The organism is Alteromonas sp. (assembly GCF_984505615.1).
Genome location: NZ_CFHOXV010000046.1, coordinates 1 through 12,991 on the forward strand (window position 1 = coordinate 1; position 12,991 = coordinate 12,991).

Here is a 12,991-nt window from a genome sequence, read left to right on the forward strand (position 1 = left end):
TCGTACAGTAGGTGCTGGTGTTGTAGCTAAAATCATCAAGTAATTGATGACTACACACTAGTCCAAAAAAAGGTCGCGCAAGCGGCCTTTTTTGTTTTTCTTTTCCTCCCGCAAAATTAGCAACTTAAAACATATCGGCTATAGTTAAGTCATCTTCTTCGTTACTCAGTAATCCCAGCTTCTTCATGACAAAAAGTTTGGCAATTATCTGGCTGCTGTTCAGCGTTGTATTCAGTACAACGTCTTTTCATGCAAGCGCGTTAAATGCTGAAAACTCCATTGCTGTCGTCGTTCACTCCGACAGTGCCGTACAGTCCCTTTCGAAAGCTGAAGTCATCGATTTATTTATGGGGCGTTTTACCGAGACATCTGACGGCGAGGTACTTATTCCTCTAGATTACAAATCTGAGCTTAATCTGAAAGGAGAGTTTTATCAGACTCTGGTAAACCGTTCTCTGCGTCAGGTGAACTCGTACTGGTCCCGTTTACTGTTTTCCGGTCGTGCCAAAGCGCCGGTTCAGGTGAATTCGGTAGCAAATCTTGGCGAGTTGTTTAATGGCAATCAGCACTATATTGCCTATGTTCCAATGAATGCTGTTTCAGAGGAGATGAAAATTGTTCTTGTACTCGAATAAAATCCGTCTCTTACTCACTTTACCTTTATTGCTTGCCTCTGCAGCGGCACAGTGCGCGGATGACGATAACTGGCGTTTCAGCGGGTTTGCGACAGTGGGCGCCAGTTACAGCAGTAACGACGAGCTTGCGTTTCGGTCGTCCTATCTGAACAAGCCCAGAAAGCACTTTAATGTCTTCACCGATACCATGGTCGGGTTTCAGTTCAACTATCACTTCTCAAACGATCTCGACCTGGTGGTACAGGCAATCGCACAGGACCGCGGTGACAGCGAAGTTGCTAATTATTTTGAAATGGCCTTCCTGCGTTATCAGTTCGACCGGAACTGGTCTGCCCGTGTTGGCCGGATGAATTACAACGCCTATTTACTCTCTGAATACAGAAATGTCAGCTATGCCTATCCATGGGTAAGACCGCCGGTCGATTTCTATTTGCCCACTTCATCAGTGTCGTATGTGGACGGTGCTGAGATCCAGTACCGCCATAACGCGAATCACGGCGTGTGGCAGCACACATTTGCTGCCGGTAAATCAGAAAGTAACCTGTTTGCCCTCGACAGTTTTACCACGATTTATTACGACTATGTTCTGAATGCTACCACCACTTACGAGGCGTACGACTGGCTTGTAAAAGTAACCGGATCCTACTTCATGGGAGACAGAACCCGCATTAGCGGCGGAGATTTCGAAGGCTTTTACGATAGTCTGCTGGCAGTACCCGATGTGCTCTGGCCCGGCGTTGATGAAGTTTATGATCATTTACACATGGACAATGAGCCCATCTGGTATTTGTCTTTAGGGTATCAGTACAACAACGATGAATGGCTGGTCATGGCAGAAATGGTCGCGATGGATTCAGCCTGGACCCTTTTATCTCCCTATGTATCCGGTTATATCAGCCTTGGCTACCGGTTTGGTGACTTTCTGCCTTACATCACTCTTGCGGGGATAGAAGAAACTGAATCATCCCGGCAATTGCCAGTTCCTGATTTCTCAAAGGCGCCGGATGCAGAAACAGCACAATATCTCGGTTTACTGTCGTTCGCCAGTCAGGAGATTTCGAATGCGATTTCACAAAGTCAGCGCTCAGTGGGTGTGGGAGTACGGTGGGATGTATCGCCGTCGTCAGCAATAAAATTCCAATATGACCATTACTGGATTGACGTTCCCGGCTATGCGCTCTGGGGAGTGAGTTTGTATCAACAAGTATCCGGAGACCACATGAGCAACGTTGTCAGCCTGACATACAGTACAACATTTTGACGTAACGCAAACGGATTGCACGAATGTTTCTACGCAGACTACACATCCGGGTTGCCTCAATTATCGCTCTTATCGGAGGCATTATTGCCATTGCCGGCGGCAGTATTGTGTATCAGCAGAGCGAAGACTCTCTGATGTTTATCACTGAACAACTGGTGGCACAACTCGCTGACAGTACCCGCAAGCCTTCTGCTATCGCCGTTTATGTGGAAGACGATATTCTGGCCAAAGAGATCACCGAAGGTCTGGTGAGAAATGATTTAGTCATGGCCGCGGTAGTGACGACTAATGAAGGAATACTGGCCCAAAGCGGGGAGCTTACGACGCAGGAAGGTGGTGTTGTTATTCCTTTGATTCATCCGTTTATTGAAGATCAAACCATCGGTAAGCTCTCTGTATATCCGGATATTGAATTTATTCAACGCAACGTAAGCGAGTTCGCGATGCAGGGGAGTTTTTCGATGTTACTGGTTGCTCTGTGCATTACAGTGGCCGTAGCAATAGTGACTAACGAAATGCTGTCCAGACCACTCTTGAAGCTGAGCCGCGAGTTTGAGCGGGTTGACCCTTCCGACCCTGACAACCTGCAAACTATTACAGTGGTGAAGAAACGGCAGGATGAACTGGGTAAGCTGATTAGCCGGATGAACGGAATGATATCCGCGACGCGGCATTTTTACTTACAGGAAAAGCAACTTCGCAAAGACACCGAGAAACTGGAACGGCAATTCCGTCTTCTTTTTGAAAGGGCCACTATAGGCATTGCGCTGATTTCCCCGAAAAAAGGCCTGTTGCAGGCAAATCCGGCGTTCAGAAACATGCTGGGTGATATCAGTTCGCTGGACACATTTTGTCGTAAATTTAACGAGTCCGGGCAGGTTGAAGCCATCGCCTCCAGCTTCTCAAAAAGAGAAAACGCTGAACAGGACTCTGTCGACCTTTCCTATTACGAGAACGGTGATGTTAAATGGGTGCACTGTCTGTTTGCTTACGTCAGTGAACAACGCATTAATCAGCATCGCGAGGGTGAGGTACTCATTGAAGTTATCGTTAATGATATTACTGAGAGGATGCGGCGAGAAGAGCAGGTGCGCTTTGCTGCTGAACATGATCCCCTTACCGGTTTGCATAACCGGCGCGGTGGTGAACCTTTCCTCAGAAATCTTATCTCTGCCTCTGCCGGTAATGACAAAACCTTTGTATTGATGATGATCGATCTGGACAAGTTTAAACCGGTAAACGATGAGTATGGTCATGAAGCCGGAGATAAAGTACTTGAAGCAGTGGGAAGCCGGATCCCGAGATTTTTTGCCGATGCCACCTGTGTATGCTGTCGCTGGGGAGGAGATGAATTTGTTGTTGGCCTGCTGGCAGGCAGGACCTTCCTGAATGACATCGACATTCAGTGCAAACTGCTTATCGATATGATCAGCGTACCGGTACCTGTTGAAGGCGTCGGCACGTGTGCTGTTTCTGCAACCGTCGGCGCAATTCTGCTGAAGCGTGAGCATGCTGAACTGACCACTTTACTGGCGAAAGCTGACGAGTTGATGTATGCCGTAAAACGGGAACAGCGGGGCGGACATCGCATCGAATCGTATTAGAATTTCCGCACTCTCCGGGCAGTGTTGCATTTATTCAGGTGAATGAACTGTAATGCATTATGTACGCAGGTAAAATTTAACAGCTTGTAAATTATCAGGATGTGTCGTCACACGCCTGTCAATGCTGTATAAAAAAGCTTCACAACTCAGTGTACATTTCGTTACTTTAAATAATGATAACAACGTACCCTCTAACTCAGGATTAATCTATGCAGTCAATAATGATCGTCGTCCTTGGCATCATAGGCATGCTACTAGGATGGTTTGTATACTCCAGGTTCATTGCCGATAAGATTTTCCGTCTCGACGACAGCTTTGTGACGCCTGCTCACGAACTGCGCGACGGAGTCGATTACGTTCCCACAAACAAAGTTGTTTTATGGGGCCACCACTTTACCTCCGTGGCCGGTGCTGCTCCCATAGTCGGGCCGGCTATCGCCGTATATTGGGGTTGGGTTCCGGCTGTGCTGTGGGTGGTATTCGGTACCATTTTCTTCGCCGGTGTTCATGATATGGGCGCTTTGTGGGCGAGTAACCGCCATAAAGGGAAGTCCATGGGGGCGCTGTCTGAAAGTGTTATCGGGAAACGCTCCCGTGCGCTATTCATGGTCGTCATCTTCCTGGTACTGCTGATGGTAAATGCGGTATTCGGCGTGGTGATTGCCAAGTCGTTTGTCTCTCAGCCTAACGCGGTTTTCCCGGCCTGGATGGCGATTGTTGTTGCCCTGGTGATTGGTCAGTTACTTAAGCGCAATTTCAGCCTCATCCCCATGTGTGTGGTTGGTATTATTGTGCTTTATGCATCGGTTTATGCGGGCAGTTATATCCCTCTTGAGCTGCCGGAAACCATGTTTGGTTTATCCGCTAACGCCAACTGGATCATTATTCTGTTCATCTATGCTGCCATTGCATCGCTGTTACCGGTCTGGATGCTGCTGCAACCACGTGATTTTATCAACGGTATGCAGTTACTGGTTGGCTTACTGCTGCTTTACGGAGCGGTATTTATGTCTATGCCGGATATCACAGCACCGGCGTTTAATACGCAAACCGCTATTGATACACCGAGCCTTATCCCGCTGCTGTTCGTGACTATTGCGTGTGGTGCTGTTTCCGGTTTCCACGGCATTGTATCTTCCGGTACCAGCTCCAAGCAGTTGAATAAAGAAACGGATGCCCGTTTCGTTGGTTATCTCGGTGCCGTAGGCGAGGGAAGTCTTGCGCTTATCACCATCGTTGCAGTAAGTGGCGTGGCCTTAGCCGCATCCCCTGAAGAATGGCACGAAGTGTACAGCCACCTTGGTGACGGAAGCGTTTCTGCCTTCATTACCGGTGGTGCAAACCTTATCCAGCAAGGCTGGGGACTACCGGTAGAGTTCTCATCCACTATTTTGGCCGTTATGGTTGTGCTGTTTGCCGGTACTACCATGGACTCAGGTGTACGTTTACAACGTTACATCATCCAGGAATGGGGCGAGATCTATAACCTTAATATCCTTAAAAATGGCGTTGTCGCTACGCTGGTTGCAGTGGGTACCTGTTTGCTGCTGTCATTCGGTGCCGGTGGCGCATCCGGTTCCGGCGGTATGATTATCTGGCCATTGTTCGGGTCGACTAACCAAATCCTGGCTTCGCTGACATTGCTGGTTATCTCGGTAATGTTGATCAAAATGAACCGTCCGGCCATATACACGCTTATTCCGATGACGTTTGTTCTGGTGATGGCATTCTTTGCCGGTGTCATTAAGCTTCAGGAATACTGGGCAGCGGAAAATTACCTGCTGGTATTCCTGGATGCCGTGGTACTGGTTGTCAGTGTGCTGGTTATGCTGGAAGCCTGGTCTGTTATCGCTAAATTCAAGCGGGAAAAACAGCAAGCTTAAGCATGCATCCTTACTGAAATTAAACAGCCGGCACTTGCCGGCTGTTTTGTTTGCACAGGTGGACAACAGAATATCTGCAAACTGCCTGCATATACGTTATGGTTATTTTTCGCGTCTAATTAACGGGTTTAGCAACTCTATGTTTCTGCTGATTGTTTATATTTTAATAGCGCTGGGCTTTTCATTTCTTTGCTCAATAGCTGAGGCGGTGATCCTGAGTATTTCTTCTGCCTATATTTCAGTGCTGGAAAAGGAAGGCGCACCTTCCGGCAAATTGCTGCGGGGATTAACCGATGATATCAACAAGCCCTTATCCGCCATTCTGACATTAAATACCATTGCCCATACCATGGGAGCAGCGGGAGCGGGGGCACAGGCCGCCGTGGTGTTTGGCGACGCGTATCTGGGGATCATCAGTGCGATATTAACCTTACTCATTCTTATCTTTTCTGAGATCATTCCAAAGACGCTGGGTGCCACCTACTGGCGGGCACTGGCAACGCCGACGGCATGGTTTCTGAAATACCTCACCTGGTTATTAACCCCCTTTGTATGGTTTTCTGAAAAACTCACAAAAGGGTTTAAAGAAGAAAGCCCGCTAAGAGGGCTGAGCCGCAACGAATTGCAGGCAATGGCTGAGTTGTCGTGGCAGGAGGGACAACTGGCCGAAAAGGAGACTGCCTTTCTGAAAAACATGCTGAATATGCATGAAGTGAAGGTGCGGGATGCCATGACTCACCGTACGTCGATGTTCTCCTTATCAGAAACCATGACAGTAGAAGGTTTTTTCCACCAACATGCCCATATGGAGTTCTCCCGCATACCGGTTTACACCGGCGAAGACAGCGAGCATATCCATGGTTTTGTTATGCGTTCAGATTTACTGCTGGCCTACGCCAGAGGGAATACGCAAAAACAACTGAAAGATTACCGGCGGGATATGATCACGGTATTGAGCAGTATGCCTATTGCCAATGTCCTTGATTTGTTCATGACACGGCGGGTGCACATTTTCATGGTTGTGGACGAATACGGCGGTCTGGAAGGGATTGTTACGCTGGAAGATATTCTTGAGCATCTTCTTGGTATTGAAATAGTGGACGAGAAAGACAATACGGTCAGCATCCGCAAATATGCACAGAATATGGCGCGCCGCCGGGCCGCCATGCTGATGAAAAACGTGCCTGACCTTGGCGGCGATGATTAAAAATCTCTAGGCCGCCAGAGGCAACTGCACCACAACACAAACGCCGGTGTTGTCCGGCAGATTATTCAGTTGCACCCGCCCTTTGTGGTAGCCGGCAATCATATTGGCAATGAACAGCCCTAAACCAAGGTGAGGGTGTTCAGCGGATTTGTGACGTTCTTCATCCGGCCTCACTGATACCATCGACTGCAACAGGTTGTCGTTCATGTTATCGGGTAACGGTGGTCCCGGGTTGGTCACCGACAGTTTTACGGATTTACCTTCCCGCCATAAGTGCACCGTAATCGTGTCGCCGGTGTGACTGAACTCCACCGCATTGGCGATAATTTTATCCAGCATCTGCGCGAATAAATCCCCTGAGCCCCGTAATTTTGCCTCTTCCAGCGAGATTTTAAGTTGGAAGGTGCGTTCAGAAAAAACATGGGCGTAGCCATCAATACAGCCGGAAACGACAGCTGCTGCATCGAACAGTTCGGGGTCTTCCTGTGCGATAGCATGTTCCAGCCGTGTGGCTTCACTCATACTGTTTAAAATGGTGCTTAACCGGGTGATGCCGCTTTGCGCCCGCCCAATCAGAACAGACTGCTGGGAAGGATCTTTCACTTCGCTGATGGTGTCCAGTGATGAACGCACAACGGCAATAGGCGTCCGCAATTCGTGGGAGAGTCGTGAGGCCATGTTTTCCAGATACGAATTGTACTGCTGAAGACGGTTTAACACGCCGGCGAAGGACTGATGCAAGTCATCAATTTCATCTACACGGCGCACTGCCGGTAAACTGCCGACAATTTTGCCGTTATCATCAATCACTGCTTCAGTATTGTCTCTCAGTGTCCGCACCCGGTTAGAAATACGGTTAGCAAACAGAAATAAACTGAGGGTGCCCAGCAGCATCACCGCCAGGATTACGTGGAAAAGTTGCTCCAGAGCACGGTTTCGCAGGGTACGGATGCCGTTGGTGGTTTGTTCAACCACCACTGCACCCATTACGTTTTCCTCAATATAAATAGGGTAAGCGGCGGAAAGAATAACGGCTTTACTGTCAGGAGAAAGCCGCCATAAAGAATCCGGTGTGCCGGACAGCGCTGAGGAAATATCTTTTCCGGCCAGCGCATAAGCGCCCTGCAACTCATCAACAAATCCGGCTGGCGGACGGGTCAGAATATGATAATAAAGCGGCAGTAATACATGCTGCTCAAGCCACTGCCACCAGCGATAGCCCTGTTGCTCCTCGCGGCGTACTTTAAACCCGGAGGCTGACTGGATCGAGCCGGCTCTGGCCAGTACACGCATGTGGTTATCCACTACCCACACTCGCGAATCGGCATATTTCAGACCGGAAAGGATGCGCTCAATTTCCGGCGACGGCGTCAGTACCGTGCCCATGCCGTCGGCCTGATTGGGATTCGCTGTACCCACAGCGTAGCGTTTCTCCCGGCTGGCCGGGTCGTCCACATCAACCAGCGCAAAGGCGAGGGCACCTGTGGTCATACTCAATGGAAAGCGCAGTTCAATGCCGTATCCCTCACCGGTTAGTTGCCAGCGGCCCTGAATACGCAGTTCGTTGTCTGTGGCTCTGTAGCCCCCCGGCGTGTCATCCAGCTTAAATGCATTCACCCAGCCTTCTGAGTAAGGTGCAATGACAAAACGTTCCAGTTCGCCGTCACCGGCAATGACACTGATCAGTAAATGGTCGCTCTGATCGACGGCCAGTGCGTTAGATGCTCGCCACACAACGCTGTCATCCTGCACATCAAACATGGCATACAGGTATTTACCGTAGCGTCCCACCATATGATTAAAAGACAGTGTGACCGGCGGAAAATCGGCGACTTTGCCAAACCAGGAAACCACCTGACCTTCACCATATTGCTGACTGAGGCCAGAGACTGCATTCCAGTCTGAAAATTTACCATCCAGCTGAATGGGGGTGGGGATGGGCGGAGCGTACAAATCTGTGCCGGGGCGAACATCTTTTAAATAGGCAGACTGACTGTCAAACAGGGCCGGGCGTTCGTGCAGCGCAGTAGCCACCGCTCTTGCTGTACCAATCATGGTTTGTTCCTGCCCGGTCCGCAAATACTGCTCAAGCTCCCACACATAGCGGTAACCCAGCCAGGGGATGGTGAACAAAAATAGCGACAGCACCAGTAATTGCAGGCGGATAGAAAACCGTAAATTCACGAACAATCAGCCCTGCCAGCGATAACCCATGCCATACACCGTATCAATATGATCAAAGGTGCTGTCCAGCTGGATAAATTTTTTGCGCATGCGCTTAATGTGGGACGTAATGGTGGTGTCGTCGACAACCATCCGGGATTCGTCCATCAGCTGTTGCCGGCTTTTTACATGCCCGGGATGTTTGATCAGTGCATGCAGCATCCAGAACTCTGTGACAGTTAATGCAACCGGCTCGTTCTTCCAGCTTACTGTCATGCGGCTGACATCTACACTTAAGTGACCAAGCTGAATTTGTTCGCTTTGTTGCTTCGGCGAGGACAATAAATCCGTGCGCCTGAACAGGGCGGCGATACGTGCAAGCAGATGCGCCATACTGATATCTTTTGTCAGATAGTCGTCGGCTCCCATACGCAGTCCGCTGATGGTATCCACATCGTTGTCTCTGGCGGTAAAGAAAATGACCGGCATGGTCTGGGATAGCTGTCGCAATTGCTGACACAGCATAAAGCCGCCTTCCATTTCTTCTTTCAGGCCAATATCAATAATGGCCAGATCAGGGAGCGCCTGTGAGAAAGCAGCAGAAGCGGATGGTCTGTCGGCATAGGCATTCACCTGATAACCCTGCGCCTGCAGTGCAGCAATATAGTTTTCCCTGATAGCAGCATCATCTTCTACAAGAGCAATAGTTCTTGGCATCGTCATTAATCTTTTCAGTTTCAGTGGCATGACTATACACCATGAAAACTGAACAATACCTGATTAAGACAAAATTCCCCCGTAACGCCACTTTTTGGCCATATTTGCCCTGTTTAACCGGCGTAGCGTGGTGCTGGTGACCAGATTGCCCCGATTTATCACAATGCTTCGCCACCTTTCCCCATTTCACCGGGGGCACGGTCAGATTGTGCCGGTTTAATGCTTACCATCAACACTCACTCTGGTAAGGAAATGAACATGACAGGTAAAAAAGTACTTTTAGCAGGCATCATCGCGCTTATGGTTAACCCGGTAGCACTGGCAGCCAGCGACAAGCATTATCAGGAACAAAAAGACAAAGCTGCGGCAGTCGGATTAGGAACCGGTGTGGTTATCGGTGCTATTGTAGCAGGCCCTGTTGGCGCCGGCGTTGCCGGTATTCTGGGGGCCGTGATTGGCGACAGCAAGGCAACCAGTGAACAGTTAAAAGACACACAGGCTGATTTAGTGGCCAGCAATGCTGCATTAACTGAATCTCAACAGCAGCTTCTGGCTGTAAGAGATGCACTGGAATCGGCGCAGCTTCAGGCTTCAATCACTCAGGTAGGTTTGACGTCGTATCCGGAAGAGCAGGTGATGGCGATGGAGAGTGCCATTCAGTTTAAGAGTGGCTCTGACGATATCGAAGCACTGTACAGTACGCAGCTTGATTTAATTGCGAAGGCGCTTAAGCAACATGAAGGACTGGGGATCCGGTTAACCGGTTATGCGGACTATCGCGGTGAAGCCACCTTTAACCAGACACTGTCAGAACAGCGCGCCGGCGCGGTTAAACAGGCACTCACAGCGCGGGGAGTGAGTGAAGATAAAATTGCCCTGCTTGCTGTCGGGGAAGCGGGCAGTCAGCGTTCTTCTGCAGAAAATACCTTCTTCGACCGCAAAGTGGTTATGCAAATCTTGCCAGCCGGACAGGCTATGACGGCACAGCGCTAATTCCTTTCGTTAATCCTCCCAACCCCAACGTTTAGCGCCCGCAACGGGCGCTTTTTTCATGTTATTATTAACGGCTTAATGAAAACGAAACAGGCAAAGCATGAAAGCGCTGGATATCACAGATTTGAAGAAAATCTACAAAGGTGGCGTGCAGGCACTGCGCGGCGTCAACCTGCATGTAGATGAGGGTGATTTTTTTGCCCTGCTGGGACCTAACGGTGCCGGTAAATCCACCACCATCGGCATTATCAGTTCACTGGTTAACGCCAGCGAAGGCGATGTGAAAGTGTTCGGGTACGACCTGAATACTGAAAAAGAAAAGGCTAAATCCTGCATTGGCCTCGTGCCGCAGGAGTTCAACTTCAACCAGTTTGAAACTGTACTGCAAATCGTACTGAATCAGGCGGGTTACTATGGTGTGCCCCGCAACGTGGCTAAAGAACGGGCCGAAAAATACTTAAAGCAGCTCGACCTGTGGGAAAAGAAAGACATGGCTGCGCGCACGTTGTCAGGGGGCATGAAGCGTCGCCTGATGATTGCACGGGCGTTAATGCATGAACCCAAATTGCTGATTCTGGATGAGCCCACCGCCGGAGTAGATATTGAAATCCGCCGTTCCATGTGGGACTTCCTTAAAACCATCAATGAGCAGGGTATCACTATCATTCTGACAACCCATTATCTCGAGGAAGCGGAAATGCTGTGCCGCAATATCGCGATCATTGATAAGGGAACAATAGTGGAAAACACCAGCATGAAGTCACTGCTGGCCAAATTAAGCATGGAAACATTTGTGCTGGATCTTGGCAATTACGCCAACAAGCCGGTCATTTCAGGTTTTACTCACCGTTTGCTGGATGAAAATACGCTGGAAGTGGATGTGGAGAAAACTGAAGGGCTGAATCCGGTATTTACCCAGTTAACAGAGCAATCGGTGCCGGTGCTCAGTATGCGTAACAAGTCGAACCGTCTGGAAGAGTTGTTTGTTACCCTGGTTGAGAATGGCCGTAAAGCAAAAGAGGAGGCGTAATCATGCACGGACAAAATAACTGGATTGCGCTGAATACTATCTGGATTAAAGAATGTACCCGCTTTCTGCGCATCTGGGTACAAACACTGGTGCCGCCGGCAATTACTATGACACTGTATTTTGTCATTTTCGGTAGTCTGATTGGTGAACGGATTGGTCAGATGGGCGGCTTCACCTATATGGAGTTTATTGTACCCGGACTGATCATGATGTCTGTGATCACGAACTCTTATTCAAACGTGTCATCGTCGTTTTTCAGTGCCAAATTCCAGCGCAATATTGAAGAATTGCTGGTGGCTCCTGTACCGACCTGGGTGATCATTTTCGGTTACGTGGGCGGCGGCGTTGCCCGTGCTATCTTGATCGGCATTATTGTGACCTGTGTATCAATGTTTTTCGTTGATGTGCAAATTCACAATCTGGCCGCTATTGTGGTTACCTTGCTGCTTACCTCGACCTTATTTGCTACCGCCGGTCTGGTAAACGCGGTATTTGCAAAAACCTTTGATGATATCAGCATGGTGCCCACTTTTGTGCTGACCCCGCTGACCTATCTGGGCGGTGTATTCTACTCGTTAACGCTGTTACCGGAATTCTGGCAAATTGTCAGTAAGGCGAACCCGATCGTGTACATGGTGAATGGTTTTCGCTACGGCTTTCTAGGTGTGTCAGACGTTAATGTTTCTGTATCCATTGCCATTCTTGTCGGCTTCAATGTGGTGCTTTACGCTGTTGCGCATCATCTGTTGACAAAAGGTCGCGGGATCCGGAGTTAACTGTGAGTACCGGTAATTCCCGTGAAGTACTGAGTAATCAGCAGGGCATTCATGAGAAGCTCGATGAACTGGTTGAGCGTTACCGCCGCACGGAAAACCAGCGTCCGGTGAGTGACCATACCCGCGCATCTTTTGATGACGTGTGTGCGTGGCTGGATGACTGGCAGGGTGATGTGATTCTGGATTCCTGCTGTGGTGTAGGGGAAAGTACCGCCAACCTGGCTGAACGCTTTCCTGATGCCAGAGTTATTGGTATTGATAAGTCTGCGCTGAGAGTAGATAAGCACGTGCACTATCAGTCAGAAAGTCAGAACTACGCTGTGTTTCGTGCTGATGTGAATGACTTCTGGCGCCTGGCTCGCACGGCGAACTGGAATATTGTGCAGCACTTTTTGCTGTACCCTAATCCTTATCCGAAACCGTCTCAGGTACAAAAGCGCTGGTACGCTTCTGCTGCCATGGTGGATATTATGGCGCTGTGCAGCAATATTGAGGTGCGTAGCAACTGGTTCCTGTATTTGATGGAATTTGCCCGCGCGGCAAGTCACTATGATTTATCCGGAGATATCAGTGAAATCACCGGTGATAACCACATGACCCCGTTCGAGCGGAAGTACCGTGGCAGCGGGCAGCCATGCTGGCGGTTGAATACCCGTCACGATGAAGCTGATTAAATACATTTGGAAGCAATAAAGGCCGGTAATCCGGCCTTTATTCTGTCT

Annotated in this window: 11 protein-coding genes; 9 read left to right on the plus strand and 2 right to left on the minus strand. The window is 49.3% G+C overall.

The window, feature by feature from the left end:
* Window positions 1-185 precede the first annotated feature (185 nt).
* From AC4PME_RS18020 to AC4PME_RS18040, 5 genes are all read left to right on the plus strand, one after another.
* Window positions 186-635 carry a hypothetical protein gene (locus AC4PME_RS18020; RefSeq protein WP_119499902.1) on the plus strand — a complete coding sequence of 150 codons (450 nt, stop codon included), beginning with the start codon at window positions 186-188 and terminating at the stop codon, window positions 633-635.
* Complete coding sequence (locus tag AC4PME_RS18025; RefSeq protein WP_491046526.1) at window positions 622-1,896, plus strand: hypothetical protein; 1,275 nt, start codon at window positions 622-624, stop codon at window positions 1,894-1,896. The genes AC4PME_RS18020 and AC4PME_RS18025 overlap by 14 nt, the downstream gene beginning before the upstream one ends.
* Window positions 1,897-1,919: 23 nt before the next feature.
* The gene (locus AC4PME_RS18030; protein WP_491046525.1) at window positions 1,920-3,500 is read left to right on the plus strand and encodes a sensor domain-containing diguanylate cyclase; all 1,581 of its coding nucleotides are present in this window, start codon (window positions 1,920-1,922) and stop codon (window positions 3,498-3,500) included.
* 209 nt (window positions 3,501-3,709) lie between these two features.
* Entirely contained in the window at window positions 3,710-5,383 is a 1,674-nt protein-coding gene (locus AC4PME_RS18035; protein WP_491046524.1) for a carbon starvation CstA family protein, read from the plus strand.
* 139 nt (window positions 5,384-5,522) lie between these two features.
* Window positions 5,523-6,590, plus strand: coding sequence for a CNNM domain-containing protein (locus AC4PME_RS18040; RefSeq protein WP_119499906.1), 1,068 nt, complete (start codon window positions 5,523-5,525; stop codon window positions 6,588-6,590).
* 6 nt (window positions 6,591-6,596) lie between these two features.
* Here the strand turns inward: AC4PME_RS18040 and pdsS are convergent, their stop codons facing one another.
* Window positions 6,597-8,774 (minus strand): proteobacterial dedicated sortase system histidine kinase, encoded by a 2,178-nt coding sequence (gene pdsS, locus AC4PME_RS18045; RefSeq protein ID WP_491046523.1) that lies wholly within the window; start codon window positions 8,772-8,774, stop codon window positions 6,597-6,599.
* Window positions 8,775-8,780: 6 nt separating this feature from the next.
* The gene (gene pdsR, locus AC4PME_RS18050; RefSeq protein WP_119503272.1) at window positions 8,781-9,470 is read right to left on the minus strand and encodes a proteobacterial dedicated sortase system response regulator; all 690 of its coding nucleotides are present in this window, start codon (window positions 9,468-9,470) and stop codon (window positions 8,781-8,783) included.
* Window positions 9,471-9,728: 258 nt separating this feature from the next.
* Here pdsR and pdsO point away from each other — a divergent pair, with 258 nt between their 5' ends.
* The 4 genes from pdsO (at window position 9,729) to AC4PME_RS18070 (ending at window position 12,943) form a co-directional block, all read left to right on the plus strand.
* Window positions 9,729-10,463: a sortase-associated OmpA-like protein PdsO gene (gene pdsO, locus AC4PME_RS18055; protein ID WP_161599081.1), complete on the plus strand. Its 735-nt coding sequence runs from the start codon at window positions 9,729-9,731 to the stop codon at window positions 10,461-10,463.
* 100 nt (window positions 10,464-10,563) lie between these two features.
* Window positions 10,564-11,493: an ABC transporter ATP-binding protein gene (locus AC4PME_RS18060; protein ID WP_119499908.1), complete on the plus strand. Its 930-nt coding sequence runs from the start codon at window positions 10,564-10,566 to the stop codon at window positions 11,491-11,493.
* A 2-nt stretch (window positions 11,494-11,495) separates the two neighbouring features.
* Window positions 11,496-12,269, plus strand: a complete 774-nt coding sequence (locus AC4PME_RS18065) for an ABC transporter permease (RefSeq protein ID WP_119499909.1) — start codon at window positions 11,496-11,498, stop codon at window positions 12,267-12,269.
* Window positions 12,270-12,271: 2 nt separating this feature from the next.
* Window positions 12,272-12,943: a methyltransferase domain-containing protein gene (locus AC4PME_RS18070; RefSeq protein ID WP_491046522.1), complete on the plus strand. Its 672-nt coding sequence runs from the start codon at window positions 12,272-12,274 to the stop codon at window positions 12,941-12,943.
* Window positions 12,944-12,991: the final 48 nt, after the last annotated feature.